A 21,244-nucleotide genomic window follows, 5' to 3' on the forward strand; every position below is an offset into this window, starting at 1 on the left:
TTAAAACTCCTGACAAAAACCAAAGGTGGAGGTAGTGAACATGAGAAACAAGCTGGTGGTCGTTACCGGAGGAGCGGGATTCATCGGCTCCCACATCGCCTGGGAGCTTGTCAAGGACAACGATGTCGTGATAATAGACAACCTCTACACCGGAAAGGAGGAGAACGTACCCCCTGGTGCGAAGCTGGTTAAAGTGGACATAAGAAACCACAGTGCGGTAGCCGAGCTGATAAGTAGCGCGGACTACGTCTTCCACGAGGCGGCCCAGGTCAGCGTCGTGGAGAGCATTCGAGACCCGGTCTTCACGGAGGAGGTCAACGTCCTTGGAACGCTTAACATTCTGAAAGCCATTCTTGATGGCAACGGGAAACTGGTCTTTGCGTCATCAGCGGCAGTTTACGGCGACAACCCGAACCTCCCGCTGAAAGAAAGTGAAAGACCGAAACCGCTTTCACCGTATGGCGTTACCAAGGCAACAGCCGAAGAGTACCTGAGGGTTTATCATGAACTCTACGGCCTTCCCATCGTTGCGCTCCGTTACTTCAACGTCTTTGGGCCGAGGCAGGGGTCTAACCAATACGCGGGAGTGATAAGCATTTTCATCAACCGCGCCCTGAAGAACGAGCCGCTCTTCATCTACGGGGACGGCAAGCAGACACGGGATTTCATCTACGTAAAGGACGTCGTTAGGGCGAACCTCCTCGTTGCAGAGAGCAGGCGCGCCAACGGGAGGGTCTTCAACGTTGCAACCGGGAGACAGACAACGGTGCTGGAGCTGGCCAGGAGAGTTATTGAAATCACGGGCGCGAACTCGCAGATAGTCTTCGACAAGCCGAGACCCGGCGATATAAGGCACAGCCTCGCGGATATAAGCGGGATCAGAGGGCTTGGCTTTGAACCGGAGTGGAGCCTTGAGGAGGGGCTGAAGAAAACGGTGGAGTGGCATCAGGGTTTGGATAGCCCGTAAGGGATCCCCAAACTCTGAACGCTAAGAACCCGCCCGGATGAACTGGTCCCCAAAGCAGAAGCGGGCTGAATCGTTCCAACCACTACCTTCGGGGAGGGATACAGATACGGCCTGAGGCCGAGCCAGTGGTAGGTACTGCTACCCACCCCTTGACCCATTGTGGGGGATGGCATAATCCCTGTAATAACGTTCCGCAATGAAGAATCGCTATCAACCAACTGGTTGTTCTCATACACTGACACGGTGTAGGGACTTTCTGTCATGATGCTCACGCTATAGAGCTCTGGAATTCCAGAGGGCAGAGATTGGGTGCTGAACCAAGTGAGGTACCCCCAGCTATCACTAACCCAATCTATTTCCTGCGAATTGACCCCAAGCCCCACGTTTCCCCAGTTAGATGTTGTGTAGGTTAAAAAGTACGGGCCATAATTCCCCGATGATGGAATCCCAAGAGTTGCGTTGGTGTCAAAAACGTATCCTTGATAGCCATTGTTAATGAAGTTGCTTATAGTGTATGGAACGGTGTACGAATTCCCTGCGTTCAAAACGCGACTTGAGCCTTCAAAGTACCAGAAGACCTTTAATGAATTGAAGTAAGATGGATCGTAGTTATCCCCATCCAGGTGAACGTAGATCACCCGCGACACGTCGGTTCTGATGGTTGAAACGTTCACCCAGAAGTAAGTCTTTCCGCTTTCGGAATCGTACACGTACCAGTAATAGAGGGGGTCCCCGCTGGAATCCGTCACGTAGACGTTGGAGTAACCAGATGGGTTGAGAGGATAGGTGAAGTTAACAACGTAGTTTGGATAGGAGTTCCCGTTTCCAGGGGATGTGGTGTTGTATATCGTAACGGGAATTATGTACCCACCACCTGATCCAGAACCTCCCCCAGAGGTACCCTGGAGAGCGATGCATCCGGGGTTGAAAGCAACGAACCTGTACCACTCATCAACATGAGCCTCCGGCTCAGGGTCTATATAGTACCTAACCCTAATGTCATCCACGTGATAGGTCTGACCCCCAAATATATACACCCTCGTGAAATCAGTGTATGATGTGTCAGTATACGAAGTCTCCTTCACAAGATTGCCCGAAGTGTCGTAAACGTTGAGAATCAAGGAACCATCTGAGAGTATCTCAAACCTGACGAAGTACCAGGTGTTGGTGTTTAGATTGGCGTTAACCCGTGCCTTTGTGAATCCCCGATAGCTACTACGTACATCAATCCTGATGTTCCCGTTAATGGCGTTCAGCACGGCCCCATAACCGTTGCCGTTGTCGTCTATCAACCCCACCCTGTCAAGGTTTCCACCGGTATCTCGAACCCGGTTGTCCCAGTACTCCAAAATGAGTCCACCATACTCTGCTCTCCTGAAAACTCTACCCAGGCTTTTGTACGCGCCGTTTGGGTCGTTGTTTGAGGTCTTTTCAGCAGCATGTGAACCTCCGTACTCGAAGTTGTCATTCACTTGTTTCACTACACCACTTCCGTACTGCACCCAGCCATTCCATGTTTCAAAATCATTAAAGAAAGGAAAAACCCTGTGACCATCGTTATAGCTGGAGTAGTCCCCGTTTCCATAAACCATCCAGATGATGGTCCCTCCAGGAGGTATATCAGTAACGTTCACCCAGATGACGGCGTAATGGTTGGTGGTGTCTAAAATTTCTATCAAGTAGTAGAGGAGATGTCCATTGGAGTCATAAAACCTGATGCCCCGGGGGTTGTTCCCAAGGTACGTCCAGTCGATATAGTAATTCCCCCATCCGTAATGGTTTTCCGGGTTATCATCCGAAAGAACGATTCTAACGGGCCAGTTGTGAAGCTCCTGGGTGCCTGAATAGGTTATGTTTATGGGCTGGGCCAAATCACCGCTCCAGTTCCCGGCCCCGATTTTTTGAACTGAGACGTCAATGCTTCCTTCGAACAACACATTTCCAAAGCCATCTGTTACGACCACGTGCGTTTTTGAGATGTCCGCATTAGAAAGCTCGGTAGAGGAGAACGTGACGAGGATTGGAGTGTTGGGGTTGAGACCACCAGTGAGGGTTTTTGAGTTAGATGCCACAAAGTTTCCCCCCGAATCGTAGAGAACCACGTATACCTTAGAGTCAGGAGGAAGATACGAGGGAAATTGGAGTCTAATCCCCCCGCTATCCTTATAGTACCCACCATAACAGACTGGTGAGAAAACTTTCTCACTCCCGGTCCCTATTCCCTGCACGTTGACGCTTATGCTGGGTACTGCTAACCCGAAACTTAGAAGGAGTAATATTAAAACTACAGTTAGCAAACCAAGACTGAATCTCCCCGACATCACAAAATAGGGTTGAGATAAAGTTTAAAACGTTATCTCCAAAATTTTGAGGAATTCCCAATAAAATTTGAGGACTCTCATTTCTTCACACTGAAGCCCATCGCCTGCCTCTGTTGAAGCTCCTGAGCCTTCTGGGCGAGCTCTCCCAGCTGTCCTTCGAGCTTTCTGAGTGCCTCCTGGGTCTTGGCTATTGCTTCATCGTATTCCTTTATGCGCGCGTCCAGATACGTTACCGCATCGTCGAGGTTCTTCTCGATGGCGTAGCCGGCGCCAACGCTGACTATCGCGTTGTTCTTGTCTATCAAGACCCCCCGCAGGAATGAACCGGCGCCTATGGGGACGAGGACCTCTGGTCGTTCATCCTCGGTCTTTTTGAGTCCCTCAAGGGTCTCCTTCACAGCCTGGAACTCGTTTCTGCCCATCGTGAGCAGGTCAAGGTTCTGGGCCAGGAGCTGCGTCTGGGCCCGGAGGAGCTGGTACTCGTAAGCGAGCCTCTCAAGCTGTTCATTTCTCTCGGCCATTTTCACACCACCGGCATAGGTTGGAGGGGAGGCTTTTAAGGTTTGGGTTTAGAAAAAAGGAGATGATGGCGGAGAAACTACCCAAGGATCTCCCCTTTTATCCTCTCAGCGATTTTTTTGAGCGCTTTCGATGCGCTGGACTCCGGGAAAGCCTCAACGATCGGCTTAAGCAGGCTCATGCTCCTCGGAATGGCCCCGTCATAGGGTATCTCGCCGAGTATCGGAATTCCCTCGGCTTCAGCCCAGTCCCTCAGGGCGGTGAAGCCCGGATTGATGTCCGCCTTGTTAACGATAAGGTAAGCCGGCTCCCTAAAGTGCTGGACGACCCTGTAGGCCCTCTGAACATCAGAGAGTGACGCCGGTGTGGGTTCAGCTATTAATATTGCCGCGTCAGCGCCCCCGAGGCTGGCTATAACCTGGCAGCCTATCCCTGCAGCACTGTCAACGATCATATGTTCCAGATTCATCTCTTCCATAATCCTCTTCGCCCACTCCTTCTCCTCGGTGACGAGCTTGCCGCTCTCCGGCCTTCCGACGTCCAGCTGTGCGGAGATTATCGGAAAGCCGTACCTGGTCGTGGCCTTCCGCACAACACCGGAGCGAACTTCCTCTAGAGTTATCGTGCCGGAGACGGGACAGACGAGACCGCAGACGTTGCAGCCCTCGCAGGTGAGCTCGTTTACAACATAGTTGCCTTCATCATCGATGTAGATGCAGCCGTAGGGACACCTCTCCATGCAGATGCCACACTTTATGCAGCTCCCGGTCTCTATCCTCGCGACTTTGGCACCTATGTGATCCCTCTCCTCCTCCCAGAGCTCCACACCGAGGAGAAGGCCAAGGTTCGGAGCCTCAGCATCGGCATCGACGGCTATCAACCCATACTCGTCCTTCAAGAAGTAGAGAAGTGAGGCAGTTATCGTGCTCTTTCCGACGCCGCCCTTGCCGCTCGCAATCGCCAGTTGCATCACTCATCACCCCCAAGGAACTCGAGTACCTTCCTGGCGAGTCCCCCAAATATTTGGGCTTCAGGGTACTCCGTCAGAACCACCGGCTTCCCCTCCACGTAGCTCCTCACGATGTTCTCGCTGTAGGGGATCTCCGCGACAACCTCCGCCCTGTATTTATCTGCAAGCTCATAGACCCTCTCCTTCTCACCGAGGTCCGAGCGGTTGACGACCACCCAGGTGGGCATCTCCATAAGGTTCCCGAGTTCAAGGATGAGCTCCGTGTCGTGGAGTCCAAGGGGTGTGGGTTCGGTAACGGCTATGAGAAGATCCGAGAATTCCACTGCCTTAGAAACCGTGTTCCCTGTTCCAGCAGCCGTATCTACAAGCAGAATCCCCTTCCGAAGCTCCTGTGCCTTTCTCTTGGCCGCAACGACGAGCGGCATCGATCTCTCTTCGCCCTCCTTGAGCTTCCCGGTGACGAGGGTAAATCCGTAGGGCGTCTCCGTCACGTATGTATGACCTATGACTCGGAATGCTTCCTGAATAGCTCCTGGAACGGGGCACACTATCTCACAGGCCCTGCAACCCGAACAGAGGTTCGGCATGAGAAAGGGCGTCCCGTCCTTCAGTGTTATTATGGCGTGCTCCTCGCAGACCTCGGCGCACTTGCGGCATTTCGTACACTCAGAGTAGTCAAAGCGGGGCATGAACTGATCCACCGGCTCTTCATTGACAAGCTCGACGCCGAGCAAAAGGTGGTCGTTCGGTGCCTCAACGTCCAGATCAGCGAACGTCAGGTCGATTCCAAGGTTCTTGAGAGCTACTGCAAGGTTGATCGCAACGGTTGATTTCCCGGTCCCTCCCTTTCCACCGCTCACCGCTATCTGCAAACTCTCACCTCCGGGGTTAGGGCAACCTAATTCCTTTTAAATTTTGTGCATAATCCCGTTCATTCCCTGCTCCTCAACTTCCTCATGTAAAACCTTCTGCCATTGTACTCGAGTTCTATGAGCCTGTCCTCAGCCAGAAGCCCCTCAACTACACTCCAGTCCGCGTTCGCCTTCCGCAGGAACTCCCTAACTGCTTCCTCACGCATCGGGTGAACGGCCGTGATGCTGAGCAGGTCTTCCTCGACGTTCCCGGTGAATGCAAAGGCGTTGCCCTCGTAGCCTATCAGGTACTCAACGTGCTCCTCACCCAGGGACTCTGCAAAGATCTGAAAGGCATGGTTTACGACCTCCTCCCCGGCAGGTTTCACCCAAGGCTCAGCCGGTGGCCTCGTGGGAACGGCTATGTAGACTTTATCCGGCTTCAGCTCCTTTAAAAATTCAGCTATCCGCTCAAACTCATCACCGTAGTCCACATCACCGATGAGCATCGTCTCCGTGACGAGCTTTCCATTGAACTCCCTACCAAAGTCGAGCATCCCATCGAGGGCCTTTTCAAGGTTTAAACTCCTGTGCGGCCTGTCGATTCTCCTCCACAGCGTCTCGCTGACGGCATCCAACTTTAGTGAGACGAGGTCCAGCTTGAGGAGATCCTCCCTCACATCCTCACGCCAGATTAAAGAAGCGTTCGTGAGAGTGGCGAGCTTTATTCCAAGCTGTCCGATGAGGTCTATCTCCCTTCCGAGGTTGATGTCGAGGGTTGGCTCGCCGTCCGGTACAAAGGTTATGTAGTCTATCCTCTCGCCGCGCCCGATTGCCTCCTCGACTTTCTCAGAAACTTCCCTAAAAATCAGCTCTGGCTCGTAGAACGGTCTCCTTTCAATCTCCATCTTCAGGGTCTTCCCAATCTGGCAGTAGACGCAGGCGTAGGTGCAGATTTTGTCGGGGATGTTGTTCACCCCGAGACTGCGGCCAAGCCGCCTCGAAGGTACGGGTCCGAACGCTATCATACCACCACCAGAATTAGGTAAACCTAAATACGTATAAGCATTTTGAGGCAACCTTCATATACCGAATGGTGGAATGTAGAACGGTGGTGGGTTTGTTCCTAAGCCGTATCAAAGGGAAAGCTCTGAAGCTTGCCGATGGTATTGAACTCGTGGATTTCGGCTTCGCCCTTCCGTACACGTGGGTTCTGGTGAGCGGACCTAAATGTAAAGCGCTGGGGGTTGCGATGACCCTACCGGAGGAAGTCCAGCGCTACAGGAATCCGATAAGCGAGCCGTCAATTGATGCTTTCATAGAAAAGGCCGACAGTCTGAACGTGATAGAGAGAACCCTTGGCCTGGCTGCCATAAACGCGGTCTCTCAGTACCACATAGACCTGAACAACGCCCGGTGGGTTGATGTCCTTGAGCTCCTGCACGAGAACACTGAAAAAGTCGCATTAATAGGCAACATGCCGCCGCTGGCCGAGGCCCTGCGCGAGAGGGGCTTCAACGTTTTCGTCTTCGAGCGGAACGCCAGACTCTGGGACAGGGAAACCTTTAGCGATGCCCTGGAGTATCATCTTCTACCGGAGATGGATGCAGTGATAGCGAGCGCGAGCTGCCTAGTCAATGGAACGATTAACATGCTCATCGATAGGGCGAGGAAGGCAGAGCTCTTCATCCTTACGGGACCAACGGGCCAGCTTCTCCCGGAGTTTCTAAGGGGAACGCGCGTTACACACCTAGCCGCGATGAAGGTTGTCGATATGGAGAGGGCCCTTCTCGGTCTCAAGCTCGGTTCTTTCAAGGGCTTTGAAGACGGGAACAGGAAGTACGTGGTGGAGGTGCCGTGATCGACGAGTACAGCCATGGCACCGGCTTTTCAGTCGTATTTCCTTCTGGTGGCCTCGTCACAGATGACGTACTTCAGTTTTTCCTCCCAGTCGGGTGAGTCCCACGTGCCCAAAGCTCTGTGGGTCGTGTAGTATTTCTGAGGTATTGGATGGGTTCCAAGGACGACCTTGAGGCCGTATTTCTCCTCGATGAACCTCTTAAAATAGTCTATCCAGGGACAGGGTGGATAGCCCACCAGAAAGCCCGTCGCAAGGTGTATCACCTCGGCACCGTTCTTCTTCATCTCCGCTGGGGCATACTCGATGTTCCCTCCAGGGCAGCCCCCGCAGGTGGTGTACCCGACAACCTCAACATCCTGCCCCTTGTAAATGCTGAAGGCCCCCTCGCGTTCCCTCAGCGCCCTAAAACACTTGCCGCCCGCACAGGTGCGGTAGCGGTCACAAATTATAATCCCAATCTTCACCATTTTCGGCATCTCCCTAAATGCCCAGACAGACATCTTAATAAAAAAGTTGGCTTAAAGTTTTTGCCTGGATATCCTTTTGCTCATCCGCGAATTTGAAGATAAAAACAACCACACCTTCACGAACCTACCGTAATCCTACCCTCGGAAGCTTGTGAACGTTTCGCTCCAGCCACCCTAGGGGCCTAATGCCAAACTCCGGCACGTATAGCTTTATGTCGAGAAGAGGAGTCCCATCAACGAGGTGGAAGCGGTAAACTAATCCAGAAGTACGCACGTTGGTTAAGCTATTTTGTTTTACTTTAAGCCATTTTATTTACGCAAACGTTTAAATTCGAACTTCAGACTTCTTCTTGGGTGGTCTAATGAAGAACGTTAAAGCCCCCTTCCTCGTTCTGGTTCTTATCGGCGCCGTCATCGGCGCCGGCTGTATAAGCTCCGCACACGCCTCAACGAAGGGGAAACCCTTTGAAGGTCAGACCCTCACCGTCTGCTCCGGAGCGGGTCTAATGAAGCCGATGAACGGGCTGATAAGCCTCTTCGAGAACGAGACTGGCGCGAAGGTCGAAGTGCACTACGGCGGGAGCAGCGAAGTCTTTGGCGTCCTGCAGACGACCTGCGGCTGCGATGTCTTCATCCCAGGGGCCTGGTACTACACGGAGGGGGCGATGAAGAAGGGCTACATCCTCAACAGCACAGTTAGAAACGTCACGGAGCACGTTCCGGTCATAGCGGTTCCGAAGGGCAATCCAAAGGGGATTCACTCCCTTGAAGACCTCGCGAAGCCGGGGGTTAGAGTCGTCCTCGGCGACCCGAAGGCCTGCGCCATCGGCAAGGTCGCCAAGAAGATACTCGAGAAGAACGGCCTCTGGGATGAAGTGAAGCCTAACGTCGTGGTTTTCACACCGACTGTTAATCAGATTCTCATCTACATATCCACTGGACAGGCCGATGCTGCGATAATCTGGGAGGACATGGTTACGTGGGCCCAAGCAAAGGGCAAAATCGAAGTTATCCAAATACCTGGAGAACAGAACTCGATTAAGACAATTCCAACCGCGGTAACAACCTGTGCAAAGAAGGACGGCCACGTTGAGGTGGCGAAGGCCTTCAACGAGTTCGTAGCGAACCATACAGAAATCTGGGAGAAGTGGGGGTTCAGGCCGTGGAAAGGCTGAGCTTCAGGGCTTTGACCGTTTTCATAGCCTTCCTCTTCACGTTTTTTCTCTTCATGGCGATAGCAACCCTCTTCTTCGTGCCCGGACCGGGAGAAATCCTTGAGGCGCTAAAATCGGAGGAGATGGTTTACTCACTCAAGCTCTCGCTCATAACGGCATCGATCTCAACCCTCCTCGTCATCCTCATCGGAATCCCCATTGGCTATGCCCTCTCTCGCTTTGAGTTCCGGGGGAAGAGCGCCGTTAAATCAATCATTGACCTTCCGATGGCATTTCCGGAGCTCGTCCTTGGCTTGGCACTGCTCCTCCTCTTCGGCAGGACTGCCATCGGAGAAACCCTCAGCGACCTTGGGGTGAAGATAGTCTTCACAAAGCTTGGCATTGTTGTGGCCCAGTTCTTCACTGCCCTGCCCTACGCAGTCAGGGTGATCTACACAGCCTTCGAGGGGGTAAGCCCGCGCTACGAGCTCGTCGCGAGGAGCCTCGGCTACTCCGAGTTCGAGACCTTTAAAAGGGTTACCCTACCTATGGCCAAGGAGGGCCTTTTTGCCTCGACAATAATCTCGTTCGCGCGCTCGATGGGCGCCTTCGGGGCCGTGCTCATCTTGGCTGGTGGGAGCTACATGAACACCGAGATACTGCCGGTGACGCTTTACCTGAACCTCTCCTACGGCAACATTGGTATGGCAATAACAAGCGGAATAGTCCTCGTCATGGTCTCGTTCCTCGCGATACTCCTCTTCGAGAGGCTGGAGGGTGGCAAGCATGGCTCTGTTAGAGGTTGAAAGCCTGGGCATAGACCTTGGAGACTTCCACCTCAGGGACATCTCGCTCTCGGTTGAGGAGGGGGATTACCTGACGGTCATCGGGCCAACTGGGGCAGGAAAATCCATCCTCCTTGAGGCCATTGCTGGCTTTTATCCCCTCCTATCCGGCAGGGTGATCCTCGACGGCCGGGACGTGACGAAAGAACCGCCGGAACAGAGAGGGATAAGCATAGTCTATCAGGACTACATGCTCTTCCCCCACCTGAGTGTTTTCGACAACATTGCCTTCGGCCTTAGAAAGAGACTCTTCAAGGGAGAACTCGAGAGAGAGGTGCGAACCATAGCTGGGGAGCTCCACATTGAGCATATTCTCCACCGGAAGCCCGGAACGCTGAGCGGTGGAGAGCAGCAACGTGTTGCCCTCGCGAGGGCCCTCGTCGTCAGGCCTAAGGTCCTCCTCATGGACGAGCCCTTCTCCGCTCTGGACGCAAAAACGAGGGAGAGGCTCCGCTCGCTGGTGAAGGGGGTCATAGCTGAATACGGCACGACGGTGATCCACGTCACCCACGACTTCGAGGACGTTTTTGCCCTGGCAAAGCACGTCGCGGTGATGAGGGAAGGGAGAATCATTCAGTTTGGAACACCTGAGGAGGTCTTCTCAAGACCCGGAGATGAGTTCATAGCCGGCTTCGTCGGGACGAACCTGCTCTGGGGGAATGTCACCGGGAGGAAGGGCGGACTCACCGTGGTTAAGGTCGGCGACGTAATCCTATATACCTCGGACGGATCGGATGGGGAGGTTATCCTCTCCCTACGGCCGGAGGAGATTATAGTCGCGAGGGAGCCCGGTGAGTGCTCGGCCCAGAACGTGGTTCCAGTAATGGTTGAGTCCATGGAAAGGCGGGGCCAGCTTGTCTGGCTGAGCCTTTCGCTGGACGGTCTCTCCCTCCGCGCCGTTGTAACCCCGAACGCGGTGGAGCTCATGGGGATAAAGCCTGGGAGGAGGTTCTACGCCCTCTTCAAAGCGAGCGCCCTGAGGGTGATAAAATGAACCTGGTGAGGCTCTTTGAGCTGTACCTAGATGAGGACTGCCCCTACTTCGACGAGACGACCGAGCTCCTTGGGGTTAAGGGAGCGGGAGTAATGAGGATAATCTCCAGGGAAGGTGGAGTCTCGGCCTGCACCGAGGAGCTTTCCTGTTTTCTTTCCTCCCTCGGTCTGAACGTCGAGTCACTCCCGAGCGGGGGTGAATTTGAACCCGGTTCAACGATCCTGCGCGCCGAAGGCGACCTGAGAACGCTCTTCAGGGTCTGGCGCGTCTCTCAGACGTTCCTCTCGATAACCTGCGCGATAGCGACGGAGACGAAGAGACTCGTAGAGCTCGCGAGGAAGACCAACCCGAACGTCATCGTTGCGACGACGCGCAAGACCCACCCCGGGATGAGGTACTTCGAGATTAAAGCCGTTAGGGCTGGAGGGGGTGAGGTTCACAGGAACTCCCTCAGCGACTCGATACTCGTGACGCAGAACCACCTCCGCGTCGCCCGCCGGCTCGGAAAGCTAAAGGCACTCAAGAAGGTCGAACTAGAGCCGAGGACTGCTGGGGAGACCGTGGAGTATGCCAAGACCGTTGACGTTATACTCCTCGACCATTTCTCACTTGAAGAGCTCAGGGAACTCGTCCCGACGCTGAGGAAGCTGAACCCATCACTTGAGATAGCCGTCGCCGGCGACATCAACGCCCGGAACATAGTGGAGTACGCAGAGATTGCAGACGTAATCATCACGAGCGCGCCTTACTACGCCAGACCCCTCGACCTGACGATGAGGATTGAGAGGGAGTGAAAGCTTACGATTCTAGCAGGGTTTAAACCTCCGGAGAAGTCTTTGGGGATAGGAACAAGAAGCGTCTTGAACCTTTAGAATCCAAGGAACCGGGAAAGTGCCTTGAAGAACTCTGTCTTCCTGCCCTGCTCCGTTACGAAGTGGAGAACCCTCAGCTCTTCGAGGGTCTCGCCGTCAATGCTTACCTTTCTGCCCGCTTCCTCCACGTTCCTGCTTTCGGCAAGTGCTCTAACGACTTTCCAGCCTTCTGGAAAGAGGCCGTTGAAGTATTGCTTAAGCCACTTCCCACCAATCGAACGGGTGAAGAGCTCCCCCTCTCGCGAGAGTTTGTAATAGGTGTGGTGCTTGTGAACCTCAAAGGCCTTCTTGAAGCGTGCTTTGCTCCGCTTTATCGCGCTTCCAGAATCGCGTTCAACGAGCCCGAGCTCGATTAAATCGTCTATCGCGTCGTTTATTAGTTCGACCGAAAGGCCGCTCATCTTCCCCATCATCCTGGCGTAATCGACTCCAGCTTTCCTGAGGTGAAACAGAACGTAGAGGTGAACCGGGGGGAGCTCAAATCCTCGGGAGGAACCTGCCCGTTCTTTTGACGTAGCTTCTCCACTCATCGCTGAGCCTCTCCTCAAGGGCCCTCTCCTCCTCGCTTATAAACCCCACCACCGCGAGCCAGTAGACAAAAGGTAGAGCGAGCATGAAGCCTCCAACGACGAGAGAGAAGCCCGGGATTATCATGAGGCCCCAGATAGAGTAAATTGGGTGCCTGACTCTGAAGTAACAGCCGGTTGTGAGCAGTTTTCCCTTGGAGTAAGCCCCCAAAACCTGGAGATAACAGAGGAGCCACATGGCCACCCCCACGGTAACCAGAGCCGCTCCAGACCTGGATAACCTCGGAATCCAGATTCCAAAGGTGGAATTAAGATAGAAGGCAAGGAGCGCGTAGGGAACTGCGAAAAACGAGACTTTTGGCTCTATTCCCCAGAACCTCATCGCTCACTCCTCTATCAGCGGCTTTTCAGCTTTCTTTACCTGTACCTGCTCCCAGAGGTCGTCGAAGTTCTCAACGACGCGCTGGAGAGCAGTCTTAAGGTCCCTCGTTCTCGTGAAGAATGCCACCTTGTTGGTCTTGTCCCATATTCTCAAAAAGTTCGGCCCCATTCTGAAGGCGGCTAAAACGTCAACGTCGAGGAGCTGGCCCATAACTGCCTTGAACTTCCGGGGATCACCGTGCCCCCCACTCTCATCCTCCTCAAAGCCCCTGGCCCTGTTAAGTCTCTTCCCAATGAGCCTGACGGTTCCGTTCTCACAGACCTCGTATATCCCAAAGAACTCCGAGTCGCCGTAGTGGGCATCCACGAGCTTCTCGTCATTCTCCATTCCGAACGCAACCTTAAGGCATCTCACCTCGCTCATGAGCATCACCACCGCAGCCTTCGGGATTTGGATTTATAAGAGTTAGGGCCACCGAAAAATTTAAATACTGTGCATATGCACATAATAATGAAGAGATGGAGGTGGTAGATTATGAAGGTTGCAGTACCAACAAACGGTGGAGGGCTCAACGACACGGTTGCCCCCGTGTTCGCACGTGCCCCCGCATTCCTCATAGCAGACGTTGATGAAAACGGCAACATACTCAACGAGAAAACCATCCAGAACGGTGCAGCAATGGCAGGAGGCGGAGCCGGCCCAATGGCCGTCCAGACCCTCATCAACGAGGGCGTCGAAGCGGTGATAGCCCCGCAGGTTGGCCCAAACGCCCTCGGTGCCCTACAGGCAGCAGGGGTAAGGCTCTACCAGGTCGCACCGGGAACCCCAGTCGAGGAAGCCGTAAAGATTGCAGCGAGCGGAAGCGCTCAGACGTTCAACGTGCCGGCCCCACCTGTTGGGGGCCCCGTCAACCAACCGACGTACGCTCCGTATCCAATGACCACAGCTGGCCCAGGCACCCCGGCCTACCCAGCATACCCTGCATACGGTTATGGCTTCGGCCCCGGCAGGGGTAGAGGCTGGGGCCGCGGAGGAGGCTGGGGAAGAGGTAGAGGATTCGGACGCGGAGGGGGTAGGGGCTGGGGCGCCCAGCTCGGTTACTGCCCGTGGACCGGTCAGCCAAGCAGGAGAACCTGGCTCGCAAGGTTCTTTGGCTGGTGGTGAACCCCTTTCTTTTTAATCTCCAGGAGGGTCGTTGATGCCACGCGGAATGGGAAGACAGCGGGGAAGGGGGTACTGGGGGTTTCCCTCTGGTCTCTATGGGATACTTGATCTCATGTTCCTGGTGATCCTGGTATACCTGCTCTTCAAACTGTTCATAGTGGCCGCGGTTTACCTCGTAGCCCTTATTGTACTCGTGCTCGTTTGGAGGGCAATAAGGGGGTACGGCAGGGCGGCTTGGCCCGGAGGTTACCGGTGGTGACCTCCCTTTCAACACAAGGCTTTTAACTTAGGCCAACCTAATGCCCGTGGAGGTGATAGGAGTGAGGATACTTTTCCCGACAGTTAGGGGAGGACTTGACGATCAGGTGGCTGGCATGTTCGCGAGGGCACCAACGTTTACACTTGTTGATGTCGACGAAACTGGAAACGTGACCAACGTTCAGGTGGTGGCAAACCCCGCCGCACAGTCGGCTAGAGGAGCGGGCGTTACTGCGGCCCAGTTCTGCATAGACTCTGGAGTCGATACAGTTGTGGCCCCTCAGTTTGGGCCCAATGCATCCAGTGTCCTTCAGGCCGCAGGCATCAGGGTATTCTCCGTTCCAGGCCCTATGACCGTGAAAGAGGCCGTTGAAGCCCTCCTGCATGGGGGGCTTAGCCCGGCTGTGTTTGGACCTGAGGGCGGTGGAGCCGGTGGGGGAATGGGAAGAGGAATGGGGCGCGGCATGGGGCGAGGTAGAGGAATGGGACGTGGAATGGGCGGTGGCCGAGGCAGAGGCGGCTGGTAAGCCGCTTTCAAAATATTTAAATTTCGCGGCGGGTAGTGCTCTTCTGCATCCGCTATCTCCCCCATAGCCCCCTCGGCATCGGGAAGCCCTGACCTCGGGAAAATGGTGCTCTAGGTTCTCGTGTTTAAACACCCTATCTTACTGAACCTCTTGAATCCCGGATGAAATTTAAGACACTGATGGTTCTGGGCCACGGCTGGGAGTTGCCCTTACCATGATCCCTGAGCCCCTGCGAGCGTTGTTGCCGTTATGAGCCTTGTAAAGAGCGCTGGGTGGAAACTAACGCCATGAAGCTCCTTTGGACAGCTTTTTATACGGTACCCTAATAATAACATTGAGGTGATTCAATGCCCGTTATGAGGCTCTGGCACGGAAGGGTGCCAATCGAAAAGGCGGACGAATACGAAAAGTTCCTTATCGAGAGGGCGGTTCCGGACTACGGCTCCGTCGATGGACTTCTAAAGCTCTACTTCACGAGGAAGGATGAAGGAGACGTTGCCCACTTCCTTCTCGTCACGATATGGGACTCAATGGAGTCCATCAAAAAGTTCGCCGGGGAAAACCCGGAGATAGCGAAGTACTATCCGGAGGACGACGACTTCCTGCTGGAGAAGGAGAAGTACGTTCAGCACTACAGGATCTTCTACGAAGGGTGAGAAGGGATGAAGAGGAGCCAACTCTGGGCAGGTATTCTCTCACCCCCGATTGCCCTAGGCGGAATAGGCGTAGCGATCCTGATAAACCGCCCTTGGTGGAGGCTCACGGACAACGCGATAAGCGACCTGGGAAAGGTCGGCCTCCCGTACAATTGGGTGATGAACGTTCCGCTGTTCATCTCAGCGATTCTGGCAATCTACTACGCGGCCGGTCTGTTTGGTGAAGTTAAAAACAGGGTTTTCAGGCTTGGAATTGCCCTCTTCATGATCGGACTGGCCTTCTTGGCCGGGGTGGCGCTCTTCCCGGAGGGGACTGAGCCCCACTACCACGTCAGCTGGGGGTTCTTTCTGGCCGGAAGCGTCGGATATCTGATAGCAGGAGCCGGCCTATGGCCCGAAGGCCTGCGGAAGTTCGGAGCCTTCACGACCCTGCTTTTCACCGCCGAGGTCCTCCTCGCAAGATGGGCTTTCGAAATCTTCACGGGCGTTGCAATCGCCGAATTCATCGGGATCTTCGCCATGATAATCTGGCACTACGCGCTGCTGTGGGAGAAATTCTTCGCCGAAAAGAGTTAGAGGGTTAAAGGCTGGCTTCATCCCACAGCGCCAGCCCGTTCTCCTTCAGTTTCCTCTCAAGGAGTTCTCCGAGGAGCTCCTGTATAAAGATCTCGGCCACAAAAACCTCTCCTTCAACGAGATGGCCTCCATAGATCATGCCGTCGGAGTCTCCTAAAGCAACGTGGATGTGAGCAAAGGGTTCCCCATCCTTGAGGCTTATGTTACCAGCGAGAGAGACTAGCTCATAGGCACCCGTCAGCTCGATGACCTTGTACTCCCCGGCTTCCTCATCGAAGTAACCTATTCTCGGGTTTTTCAGACTCCCAATGGCGCTGACGGTTCCAATTAAGACGTTGTTTTTCTTTGCAAACTCATTTATGAACTTCAGGAGCTCCTCCCCCTCCGGAACCCTGAACAGGAAGTTCCTCCCCCTCGAGAACCTCACGGTACTCACCTCAAAGCTAATAAGCCTCCCCCGATTTAACCGTTTGGGTGAAAAGAATGAACATCAAAGGGGCGATAATGAGGGTCTTTCCAGAGATTCCGGAATTCGGCGAGGTTGACTTCTCCCAGTACTCAACACCCTACGCGGCAGTGCTAATGGCCTTCTTCGAGAGCGGGAAAAGCGGCTTAAGGGAATTCGAGGAGTTCGTTGAGAAAAACGGCGGAACGAAGGCCGACGTTGGAAGGTTTCTCATCTCAATCTTCCAGTACCTTCTCATCCGGTACCGCCGCTACGGGGATGAAAAGGTCGAAGTGCCGGCGTTTAAGGTCTTCCTGACCCTCAAGGGCTGGCTCAGCGAAAACGGCTTCGAGAACGATTACAGGCGGCTCTTATATTCATTCGTCGGCTACCTCGTGGATATAGCGGAGAAAATTGCGGAAAGGTTCGACTGCGAGCTGGGTTTGACATACATGAAAACCGCCTACCTGCTAACGATCGAAGCAGAGGAAACCTTCGAGGATGAGTATTTCAGCGAGCTCAAAAAGAAGGCTAGAGAAATGCTTGCAAATGTCTACAGGGCCTGTGGAACCGAGGAGGCACTCCCCGAAAAAAGGGAGAAGGGCTGTTAAGCCTTTCCTTCCTCAATTTGCTTCTTAAAGTAGGCGTACAGGGCGTCGTAGAGGTAAAACTCCTTCTCAAGGGTTTCATAGTCATCCTTGCATATCATCCTGTATCCTCTTGCGAGTATATCGAGGGCAACCGCCAGGGGCCGGGGATTCTCAACGTGAGTGTCGGCCTCCCGAACTATCTCGGCAATCTTCAAAACGGCGGGGTCTGTTATGTTGTACTTCTCAACGAAGGCATCAAAGGAGCATTTTCCATCGTGATGACCGAGCTCAACCCCCTTAAAATCAAAGGGTATTCCCCCGGTGATTGTTGCGGGGTCTGTATCGCGGGGCACGAAGATAAACTCCGCCTCGGGGTCAATAAAACGCTTTATAAGCCAGGGACACGCCACACGGTCAACGTGGACGTGTTCACGGGTCACCCACTTCATAAGATCGCCTCGAAGAAGAGTCGACGTCTTTCTATTTACAGGTTGCGAAAATAGAGAAGACCAAGAACGGCCCAACAGTCACTTCTCAAGGGTTACCTCGGCGTAGCTCCGGGGGTCTTCCCAGATTTTTACACGGATTTTCTCCACGTTGTCTTCCGCCTTCTCCGCTATTCTCTCCGCGAACCACTCCGCTATGAACTCTGCCGTAACGTTGGGCTTATCTAGAATAACTGCCTCATCGGCGGGCAGTTCTATATGTTTTCCATTCTTTTCTATGACAATAATGTCCTCCTTCCTCTCCACCACCCAGCTCTCGCTCACGATGATCCTGTGGTCGAGGAGCTTGATAAGCCTGCTGAGGTGGTTGAAGTCAAATACCATGCCATTCTCGTTGAGGTCGCCCCATATCTCGACGTCCACGTTGTAGGTGTGCCCGTGTATCCTGAGGCATTTGCTCTCGTAGGGCAGGGCGAGGAAATGCGAGCTGTCAAAGTCCTTGTGCCATCTTATCTTTCTCTCAGAAAGTTTAAACGTCATCTTTCTCACCAGGTTAATCTAAGATTGAAGTATTATAACCGTTACTGGAGGCGGAAAGCCTATAAAGTGGACCGTCGTTAGGATATCCGATAAACTATGCCGATGGGAATGGGACCTGGCAGGGGCCGTGGGAGGGGAAGGAGAAGGAAGCTGAGGATGATAGGATTCGTCCCAGAGGTTAGACATTTCTATCCTGCGTTACCCCCGATGGGCCAGCCCAAGCCTCCGATTTTCATGACCTATGAGGAATTCGAAGCGCTCAGACTGGTCGACCATGAAGGCTTGACGCAGGAGGAGGCGGGAAAGAGGATGGGTGTCTCCAGAGGTACGGTGTGGAGGGCGCTGAGCTCAGCCAGAAAGAAGGTCGCCCAGATGCTGGTTGAGGGGAGGGAACTCATAATTTTACCCCAGGGAAACGAGGTCCCAAAAACCCCCGGCGAGGAAGAATTATAGTTGGTTATTCCCTTAAAAGCCGTTCTTATTGTCGAATATTTGCCAATCCGGGTGTTCTCCTGCCGATTTATAGATTTAGATTAACCTAATTCACAACCCCATTTTATCCCTCAAAGTTTCTAGTGGGTTTTAACTTTAATAGAAAGTTAACATAAAAAGTTTAGATTTTTTATTAAAATTACTAAAATATAAGTTTAAAAATTTTTAAATATTAATTCACTAATAAATAACATTAAATAAAAGTTTTAAATAATAAACTTATAATAGTAAAAAATCCAAAAAATTTACAATATCTGTTCGGAAAAAGTAGTAAAATGAACAGCTCTGACGTGACAAGTGCAGTGAACCAGTTAAAAAAGAAAAAGAAGGGGGAGTCTATAATAACCATAATGATGAGAAAGTTCTGCTACAGCTAGTACGAACACCTGCGGGAGTGTTATTTTCTCGCCAGCTTCGAGCGTTATTGCTGTTATTGGACAAGCTTGAGAGACGTCCGAGAGAGACCAGCGTTCTCCACTAGATTCTCCCAGACATCCTTGCTGATACGTCATTGCAACTGGAGTTTCTATCTGCTGTCCATTCGTTTAAGGCAATTGCTCACCTCATTATGGGATACACCGGTTTAAGACCTTAACAGCTGCAACGAATTACATAACGGATCTTTTGTTTGAGCGGGCACAGAAATGAGAGATTGGAGCAAACGCGGCGCTATATCAAGCTCATACTCGCTTGATAATGTATCTTAATGTACGTCGGTTTTGGATATAATGTACCTTATATCCAAAATTAAGGTACAACCATGTCCATAGAAAGGACAGCTGGTACAGACATTCCGCCAGGTTCCCAGCGCTTGGGGTCTACCCCTCCGTACATTCCTAAATCGACACTAACCAGCGGATAGAGGTTTCCACCGTGATGGGAGTAACTCAAGACTCAAAACTATAAGGTTCCGCTGTCATTGGGCCCACTACTGCTTTATGAAGGACTTGATAAACCCGGGTCATGATGCCAGGACTTCAGGGTTACATATATACCACCTTTAATTGTAACCGAATTTTGTTCCATGAAAGCCCGATCTCAGAATAAACTTTTAGCACTCTAAGAAGCTTAGATGATAACTCTCCCCTAAGGGTTCATGGGAGAGAAGGTACTGCCGTATAGGCAGAGTAGCACTTTTCTACGGGAAGGCGCCATCTCACCAGCATGAACACTCCTGCACATCCGTTCCCATTTATACTATGCCAAGTGGTCAAAAATCATCAAAATTTAATTTTTTAAATTGTAATTTATAACTAATAAATTTTAATAACAAAAAGCAAATATTTAAAATATTAAAAATTGAACTGTGAATACAACGTGTTATTATAACTAAATTAAAAAGTAAAAATTTAGTAAAAAATTCGAGAGTCATTTGACATCATCAGGCCAAAAATTCAAAAAAGAGTATTGTGGCGTTAAATCAAAGAAAAAGGGATTAAAACCCTTCTTTTCGTTCTTTTTCCTCTATCCAGGCTATTATGTTTTCGACTATCCGAGGTGCCATGCCTATGTAGTTCTCCAGCTTCAGGCTTTCAAAGTCTTCCTCAGTTAAAAACTTTCTCACATCTTTGTTTCCTATGGCAACGTCTATCAGGTCCCTGTTCTCTCTGAACGCCCTCATTGCCAGTCCTCTCACCAATTCATGCGCTTCCTGCCTTCCCATCCCTTTCTCCGTCAGCTTCAGCATCAGCGGTTCTGCCATGATGAGGTTGTGAGTCATGTAGAGGTTCCTCTTAATGTTTTCCGGGAAGAACTCCAGGCCTGAGAGAACCTTCTTCATGCTCTTGAGCATCTCGTCAAGCAGGACAAAGCTCTCAGGAAGGATAACGCGCTCGACAGAGGAGTTCGTCAGATCCCTCTCGTGCCAGAGGGGATTGTTGAGCAGTGCAGGAATGACGTTGGAGTAGAGAACCCTCGCTAAGCCGCTCACCTTTTCGCTCAGTATGGGGTTCCTCTTGTGGGGCATTGTTGAAGAGCCCACCTGCCTCTTCCCAAAGGGCTCGCTGATTTCAAGTATCTCCGTCCTCTGGAGGTTCCTTATCTCCAGGGCAATCTTGTCAAGGGTCGAGGCGATGAGAGCCAAAACCATCATAAGCTCCGCATAGACATCGCGCTGGATTATCTGGTTGCTTATCCTGGCGGGTTTTAAGCCGAGGTCCTCCATGACGAGGCGCTGTATCTCAAGCCCCTTACTCCCAAAGCTCGCCATAGTGCCGACGGCGCCGCTCATCTGGCCAACTAAGACTCTTTCCTTCAGCTCATCTATTCTGTCCAAGTGCCTCTGTATCTCATCCAGCCATATCGCGAACTTCATGCCGTAGGTCGTTGGGACCGCGTGCTGACCATGGGTTCTTCCTATGCAGACGGTGTACTTGTGCTTCCCGGCGAGGTTCTTGAGGATCGAACGTATCTCCCTGAGGTCTTTCTTCACTATCTCCAGGCTCTCCTTTATGAGGAGGGCGTTGGCAGTGTCTATTATGTCATTGGAGGTGGCGCCGAGGTGGACGTATTTGCCGTGCTCGCCGCAGACCTCGCTAAGGGCCTTGACGACGGCCATTATGTCGTGGTGTATCTCGGCCTCTATCTCCTTGACACGCTCCACTTTGACCCACTTCGTGTTTGCTCTCTCGGAGATTACCCTTGCACTTTCCTCGGGAATGTTGCCCACCTTCGCATGGGCCCTCGCGAGTGCAGCCTCAACGTCGAGGAGCTTCTGGAGCTTGTTCTCCTCATCCCAGATGCGCCTCATTTCCTCGCTCCCGTAGCGGTAGTCAATCGGATGAACGGCCATATTATCACCAACCATATGGCAATTTCAGG

At 52.6% G+C, this 21,244-nt stretch carries 26 protein-coding genes; 13 read left to right on the forward strand and 13 right to left on the reverse strand.

The genetic code is table 11. The features are described 5' to 3' along the window. The first annotated feature begins 40 nt into the window (after positions 1–40). Positions 41–967, forward strand: coding sequence for an SDR family oxidoreductase (locus tag MVK60_RS03015; protein WP_297436369.1), 927 nt, complete (start codon positions 41–43; stop codon positions 965–967). Here the strand turns inward: MVK60_RS03015 and MVK60_RS03020 are convergent. From MVK60_RS03020 to MVK60_RS03040, 5 genes are all read right to left on the reverse strand, one after another. Beyond that, complete coding sequence (locus MVK60_RS03020) at positions 946–3,288, reverse strand: DUF2341 domain-containing protein (protein WP_297436311.1); 2,343 nt, start codon at positions 3,286–3,288, stop codon at positions 946–948. The two genes, MVK60_RS03015 and MVK60_RS03020, sit on opposite strands and share 22 nt — an antisense overlap. A 77-nt stretch (positions 3,289–3,365) precedes the next feature. Then, entirely contained in the window at positions 3,366–3,809 is a 444-nt protein-coding gene (gene pfdA, locus MVK60_RS03025; protein WP_297436313.1) for a prefoldin subunit alpha, read from the reverse strand. Positions 3,810–3,886: 77 nt separating this feature from the next. Next, entirely contained in the window at positions 3,887–4,777 is an 891-nt protein-coding gene (locus tag MVK60_RS03030; protein WP_297436315.1) for an ATP-binding protein, read from the reverse strand. Further along, positions 4,777–5,649 carry an ATP-binding protein gene (locus tag MVK60_RS03035; protein ID WP_297436317.1) on the reverse strand — a complete coding sequence of 291 codons (873 nt, stop codon included), beginning with the start codon at positions 5,647–5,649 and terminating at the stop codon, positions 4,777–4,779. Before MVK60_RS03035 ends, MVK60_RS03030 begins: the two co-directional genes overlap by 1 nt. 59 nt (positions 5,650–5,708) lie before the next feature. Then, positions 5,709–6,656 (reverse strand): radical SAM protein, encoded by a 948-nt coding sequence (locus MVK60_RS03040; protein WP_297436319.1) that lies wholly within the window; start codon positions 6,654–6,656, stop codon positions 5,709–5,711. A 92-nt stretch (positions 6,657–6,748) separates the two neighbouring features. Between MVK60_RS03040 and MVK60_RS03045 the strand changes: the two genes are divergently transcribed. Then, positions 6,749–7,489 carry a DUF364 domain-containing protein gene (locus tag MVK60_RS03045; protein WP_297436371.1) on the forward strand — a complete coding sequence of 247 codons (741 nt, stop codon included), beginning with the start codon at positions 6,749–6,751 and terminating at the stop codon, positions 7,487–7,489. 29 nt (positions 7,490–7,518) lie between these two features. Here MVK60_RS03045 and MVK60_RS03050 read toward each other — a convergent pair whose 3' ends face one another. After that, on the reverse strand, positions 7,519–7,965 hold the full coding sequence (locus MVK60_RS03050) for a CGGC domain-containing protein (RefSeq protein ID WP_297436321.1): 447 nt from the start codon (positions 7,963–7,965) through the stop codon (positions 7,519–7,521). 353 nt (positions 7,966–8,318) lie between these two features. Between MVK60_RS03050 and modA the strand changes: the two genes are divergently transcribed. The 4 genes from modA to MVK60_RS03070 are packed head-to-tail and all read left to right on the forward strand — an operon-like array spanning position 8,319 to position 11,743. Further along, the gene (gene modA / locus MVK60_RS03055; RefSeq protein WP_297436323.1) at positions 8,319–9,131 is read left to right on the forward strand and encodes a molybdate ABC transporter substrate-binding protein; all 813 of its coding nucleotides are present in this window, start codon (positions 8,319–8,321) and stop codon (positions 9,129–9,131) included. Beyond that, entirely contained in the window at positions 9,119–9,916 is a 798-nt protein-coding gene (locus tag MVK60_RS03060; protein ID WP_297436325.1) for an ABC transporter permease, read from the forward strand. The genes modA and MVK60_RS03060 overlap by 13 nt, the downstream gene beginning before the upstream one ends. Next, positions 9,897–10,949, forward strand: coding sequence for an ATP-binding cassette domain-containing protein (locus tag MVK60_RS03065; RefSeq protein WP_297436327.1), 1,053 nt, complete (start codon positions 9,897–9,899; stop codon positions 10,947–10,949). Before MVK60_RS03060 ends, MVK60_RS03065 begins: the two co-directional genes overlap by 20 nt. Further along, positions 10,946–11,743: a hypothetical protein gene (locus MVK60_RS03070; protein WP_297436329.1), complete on the forward strand. Its 798-nt coding sequence runs from the start codon at positions 10,946–10,948 to the stop codon at positions 11,741–11,743. The genes MVK60_RS03065 and MVK60_RS03070 overlap by 4 nt, the downstream gene beginning before the upstream one ends. A gap of 74 nt (positions 11,744–11,817) precedes the next feature. Here MVK60_RS03070 and MVK60_RS03075 read toward each other — a convergent pair whose 3' ends face one another. The 3 genes from MVK60_RS03075 to MVK60_RS03085 are packed head-to-tail and all read right to left on the reverse strand — an operon-like array spanning position 11,818 to position 13,144. Beyond that, positions 11,818–12,351 (reverse strand): DUF2250 domain-containing protein, encoded by a 534-nt coding sequence (locus MVK60_RS03075; protein ID WP_297436331.1) that lies wholly within the window; start codon positions 12,349–12,351, stop codon positions 11,818–11,820. Continuing rightward, positions 12,299–12,730: an isoprenylcysteine carboxylmethyltransferase family protein gene (locus MVK60_RS03080; RefSeq protein ID WP_297436333.1), complete on the reverse strand. Its 432-nt coding sequence runs from the start codon at positions 12,728–12,730 to the stop codon at positions 12,299–12,301. Before MVK60_RS03080 ends, MVK60_RS03075 begins: the two co-directional genes overlap by 53 nt. 3 nt (positions 12,731–12,733) lie before the next feature. Beyond that, positions 12,734–13,144, reverse strand: coding sequence for a NifB/NifX family molybdenum-iron cluster-binding protein (locus MVK60_RS03085; protein ID WP_297436373.1), 411 nt, complete (start codon positions 13,142–13,144; stop codon positions 12,734–12,736). 120 nt (positions 13,145–13,264) lie between these two features. Here MVK60_RS03085 and MVK60_RS03090 point away from each other — a divergent pair, with 120 nt between their 5' ends. From MVK60_RS03090 to MVK60_RS03110, 5 genes are all read left to right on the forward strand, one after another. Next, positions 13,265–13,894 (forward strand): NifB/NifX family molybdenum-iron cluster-binding protein, encoded by a 630-nt coding sequence (locus MVK60_RS03090; RefSeq protein WP_297436334.1) that lies wholly within the window; start codon positions 13,265–13,267, stop codon positions 13,892–13,894. Positions 13,895–13,928: 34 nt separating this feature from the next. After that, positions 13,929–14,153 (forward strand): hypothetical protein, encoded by a 225-nt coding sequence (locus MVK60_RS03095; protein WP_297436336.1) that lies wholly within the window; start codon positions 13,929–13,931, stop codon positions 14,151–14,153. 61 nt (positions 14,154–14,214) lie between these two features. Then, positions 14,215–14,679: a NifB/NifX family molybdenum-iron cluster-binding protein gene (locus MVK60_RS03100; RefSeq protein WP_297436374.1), complete on the forward strand. Its 465-nt coding sequence runs from the start codon at positions 14,215–14,217 to the stop codon at positions 14,677–14,679. 347 nt (positions 14,680–15,026) lie between these two features. Beyond that, positions 15,027–15,335: an antibiotic biosynthesis monooxygenase gene (locus MVK60_RS03105; protein WP_297436338.1), complete on the forward strand. Its 309-nt coding sequence runs from the start codon at positions 15,027–15,029 to the stop codon at positions 15,333–15,335. A 6-nt stretch (positions 15,336–15,341) separates the two neighbouring features. Further along, positions 15,342–15,911: a DUF998 domain-containing protein gene (locus MVK60_RS03110; protein ID WP_297436340.1), complete on the forward strand. Its 570-nt coding sequence runs from the start codon at positions 15,342–15,344 to the stop codon at positions 15,909–15,911. Positions 15,912–15,915: 4 nt separating this feature from the next. Here the strand turns inward: MVK60_RS03110 and MVK60_RS03115 are convergent, their stop codons facing one another. Then, positions 15,916–16,338, reverse strand: coding sequence for a PPC domain-containing DNA-binding protein (locus MVK60_RS03115; RefSeq protein WP_297436342.1), 423 nt, complete (start codon positions 16,336–16,338; stop codon positions 15,916–15,918). A gap of 56 nt (positions 16,339–16,394) precedes the next feature. Between MVK60_RS03115 and MVK60_RS03120 the strand changes: the two genes are divergently transcribed. Next, positions 16,395–16,967: a hypothetical protein gene (locus tag MVK60_RS03120; RefSeq protein ID WP_297436376.1), complete on the forward strand. Its 573-nt coding sequence runs from the start codon at positions 16,395–16,397 to the stop codon at positions 16,965–16,967. Here the strand turns inward: MVK60_RS03120 and MVK60_RS03125 are convergent. Then, the gene (locus MVK60_RS03125) at positions 16,964–17,395 is read right to left on the reverse strand and encodes a chromate resistance protein ChrB domain-containing protein (RefSeq protein WP_297436344.1); all 432 of its coding nucleotides are present in this window, start codon (positions 17,393–17,395) and stop codon (positions 16,964–16,966) included. The two genes, MVK60_RS03120 and MVK60_RS03125, sit on opposite strands and share 4 nt — an antisense overlap. A 78-nt stretch (positions 17,396–17,473) precedes the next feature. Then, positions 17,474–17,932 carry a 6-carboxytetrahydropterin synthase gene (locus tag MVK60_RS03130; RefSeq protein WP_297436378.1) on the reverse strand — a complete coding sequence of 153 codons (459 nt, stop codon included), beginning with the start codon at positions 17,930–17,932 and terminating at the stop codon, positions 17,474–17,476. Positions 17,933–18,028: 96 nt separating this feature from the next. Here MVK60_RS03130 and MVK60_RS03135 point away from each other — a divergent pair, with 96 nt between their 5' ends. Then, positions 18,029–18,385 carry a DUF134 domain-containing protein gene (locus tag MVK60_RS03135; protein ID WP_297436346.1) on the forward strand — a complete coding sequence of 119 codons (357 nt, stop codon included), beginning with the start codon at positions 18,029–18,031 and terminating at the stop codon, positions 18,383–18,385. Positions 18,386–19,859: 1,474 nt separating this feature from the next. On the opposite strand, the gene purB is transcribed toward MVK60_RS03135, so the two are convergent. Next, complete coding sequence (gene purB, locus MVK60_RS03140) at positions 19,860–21,215, reverse strand: adenylosuccinate lyase (protein ID WP_297436380.1); 1,356 nt, start codon at positions 21,213–21,215, stop codon at positions 19,860–19,862. Between the last annotated feature and the right edge of the window lie 29 nt (positions 21,216–21,244).

Source organism: Thermococcus sp. (assembly GCF_026988555.1).
Classification (GTDB): domain Archaea; phylum Methanobacteriota_B; class Thermococci; order Thermococcales; family Thermococcaceae; genus Thermococcus.